Origin of the sequence: Thermococcus sp. EP1 (assembly GCF_001317345.1) — an archaeon.
GTDB lineage: Archaea > Methanobacteriota_B > Thermococci > Thermococcales > Thermococcaceae > Thermococcus_A.
Genome location: NZ_JXCG01000027.1, coordinates 1 through 2569, shown reverse-complemented (window position 1 = coordinate 2569; position 2569 = coordinate 1). Strand labels below are relative to the sequence as shown.

Annotated in this window: 4 protein-coding genes; 3 read left to right on the top strand and 1 reads right to left on the bottom strand. The window is 36.6% G+C overall.

All coding sequences use genetic code 11. The annotated features are described in order from the left end of the window. Positions 1-140: ribbon-helix-helix domain-containing protein (locus EP1X_RS09865; protein ID WP_055284073.1), on the bottom strand; the 140-nt coding region annotated here is incomplete at its 3' end. Between the two features lie 209 nt (positions 141-349). On the opposite strand from EP1X_RS09865, the gene cgi121 reads away from it, so the two are divergent. From cgi121 to EP1X_RS09850, 3 genes are all read left to right on the top strand, one after another. Next, entirely contained in the window at positions 350-772 is a 423-nt protein-coding gene (gene cgi121, locus EP1X_RS09860) for a KEOPS complex subunit Cgi121 (protein WP_055284071.1), read from the top strand. A gap of 134 nt (positions 773-906) precedes the next feature. Beyond that, on the top strand, positions 907-2082 hold the full coding sequence (locus tag EP1X_RS09855) for an aminotransferase class I/II-fold pyridoxal phosphate-dependent enzyme (RefSeq protein WP_055284069.1): 1176 nt from the start codon (positions 907-909) through the stop codon (positions 2080-2082). 25 nt (positions 2083-2107) lie between these two features. Next, positions 2108-2371 (top strand): TMEM165/GDT1 family protein, encoded by a 264-nt coding sequence (locus EP1X_RS09850; RefSeq protein WP_055284067.1) that lies wholly within the window; start codon positions 2108-2110, stop codon positions 2369-2371. Positions 2372-2569: the final 198 nt, after the last annotated feature.

The window sequence follows — 2569 nt, the reverse complement described above, 5'->3', positions numbered from 1 at the left end:
AGTTCTTTTTTTACTAGTTCTCTGATGGCCTCTCGAATTGCTTCACTTCTGTTAGGGTAGACTCCCCTCCTAACTAAACTGTCAAGGGCATTTATGAGTCCTTGTGGTAATTGTACACTGATGATTTTCATTTTGGCCATGGTAGTCTCACCTATACATGAGCGTAGCTAATGAATATGTTGTTTTAATTAGTTAAATACTTTTTGTCTGTGATTTAATACTATCATATTATTAATTTCAAAAAATTTTTAAAAAATAGGCCGTAAAATTAAATTTTTTAAATGACTACACAATTCTGTATAAACAAAAACTTTAATAAATAACGAATAAATCACTTTTGGGGGATGTAATGAAAGTGCTGAGATACAATAATAAGAGGATTGTAATTGCAAAAATTCTGATTGAAAATATTACTTCAATTTTTGAAATACTTCCTAATAATGTTCAGATATTGAATACTAAATGTTGGGAACAAGTAACATTTGCTACAATATTAGCACTAAAATCTTTTGAAAGAGGCACAAATAAAGCCAAGACTGTTAAGGGGGAAATTCTCCTGAGAGCAAGTGGAACACTTCAGATAAAAGATGCCATATCACAAGTTGGAGCGAAAGAAGGAGAAAATTTCCTTGTGGCCATTGGAGAACATGCAGAGGAGGATTTGAGGGATATAATCACAAAAATATCTGCAAAGGAACTCCCAATTGTAGATTGTGAGGAAGAAAAAGTAAAAGAGCTTTTTGAGCGTGCTGCTTTGGTGGATGTGCTTTAATATTGTCTAACATGTGTATTCATAACCATAATTTTGAAAATTTTTGTATTTCTGTGCCTAAAATTGAAGCTTTCTTTTCGATAAATTTATAAGAACTCTTCCTCACTCATAAATGCCATCTGGGGGGATGAATCATGCGTTATAGGAAGCACAAGTATTTTGTGGCAAATCGTATAAATCTAATTCAAAGGTCAAAGATTAGGGAGCTCTTTGAAAGAGCTTCGAAAATGGAAAATGTAATCTCTTTGGGGATAGGTGAACCCGATTTTGATACTCCTCAAAACATAAAAGATGCTGCAAAAAGAGCACTTGATGAAGGGTGGACTCATTATACTCCTAATGCAGGGGTCCCAGAATTAAGGAATGCAATCTCAGAGTATTATGCTGATCATCATGGCATTGAGATCCCAGTTCAAAATGTTCTCATAACTGCTGGGGCTTATGAGGCCACTTATCTTGCATTTGAGAGTTTATTAGAGGATGGGGATGAAGTGATAATTCCTGATCCAGCATTTGTGTGTTATGCTGAAGATGCAAAGGTAGCAGAGGCAAAGGCTGTTAGATTGCCACTGAGAGAGGAAAATGATTTCCAACCTGACCCGGATGAGCTCCTTGAGCTGATCACCAAGAAAACAAGAATGATAGTTCTCAACTACCCAAACAATCCTACTGGGGCAACTCTAGATGAAGATATAGCTAAGGCTATTGCAGATATTGCTCAAGACTATAACATTTATATTCTTAGTGATGAACCGTATGAGCATTTCCTTTATGATGGGGCAAAGCATATACCGATGATAAAGTATGCTCCAGATAACACAATACTTGCAAACAGTTTTTCAAAAACATTTGCTATGACTGGGTGGCGTTTGGGCTTTACAATTGCTCCTGAAGAGATCATCAGAGACATGATAAAGCTCCATGCTTATATCATTGGAAATGTTGCTTCATTTGTCCAGATTGCTGGTGTTGCTGCACTTAGGGAAGAAGCAAGCTGGAAGGCTGTAGAAAATATGAAAAAAGAATACGCGAAGAGACGGAATCTTGTTTTAGAGAAGTTGAAAGAAGTTCCATACATAAAGGCATTTAAACCTAAGGGGGCATTTTATGTCTTTGCTAATATAAAAGAGACTGGAATGAAAAGTGAAGAGTTCGCAGAATGGCTTTTAGATAAAGCTGGAGTAGTAGTAATTCCAGGAACGGCATTTGGTCCCAATGGTGAGGGATACATAAGAATAAGCTATGCTACAAGACAAGAAAATCTATTGGAGGCAATATCACGGATGAAAAAGGCCCTTGAGGCTCTTTAATTAGTTTTATTTAGGGTGATAACAAATGAAGGAAATTTTTTATGTTTTTATTGCGATATTTCTTGCAGAATTGGGTGATAAGACACAGTTAGCTACTATGGCATTTGCTTCCAAATATGGGTGGATGAAAGCATTTCTTGGGGCCATATTGGGGTTAGCCTTTGTGAATCTCATAGGAGCCTTTGTTGGAGACAAAATTGGAGATGCCTTGCCATTAGAGGTTATTCATAAGGGGGCAGGATTGCTTTTTATCCTGTTTGGGATTTTAATGATCTTTGGAAAGTTGTGAGATGACTAGGAGGCCATGAAAATGAGAATTAAGCCTATTGTTTCTCTCTTCTTTTTTCTGATGGGAGCATATTTTGTGGGAATGGCCCTTTTAAGTGTGGAAGAAAAGTCAGTTGCAATTGGATTTATGGCCATAGCTTTAGTTCACTTTCTGGTTCTTTTTGGGGTTTTGGGGGGTGTAGAAATCATTATACAAGTT

Bases quoted from the DNA above. Each gene is read 5' to 3' on its own strand.
- EP1X_RS09850 (WP_055284067.1), top strand. From the start codon at position 2,108: ATGAAGGAAATTTTTTATGTTTTTATTGCGATATTTCTTGCAGAATTG.
- cgi121 (WP_055284071.1), top strand. From the start codon at position 350: ATGAAAGTGCTGAGATACAATAATAAGAGGATTGTAATTGCAAAAATT.
- EP1X_RS09855 (WP_055284069.1), top strand. From the start codon at position 907: ATGCGTTATAGGAAGCACAAGTATTTTGTGGCAAATCGTATAAATCTA.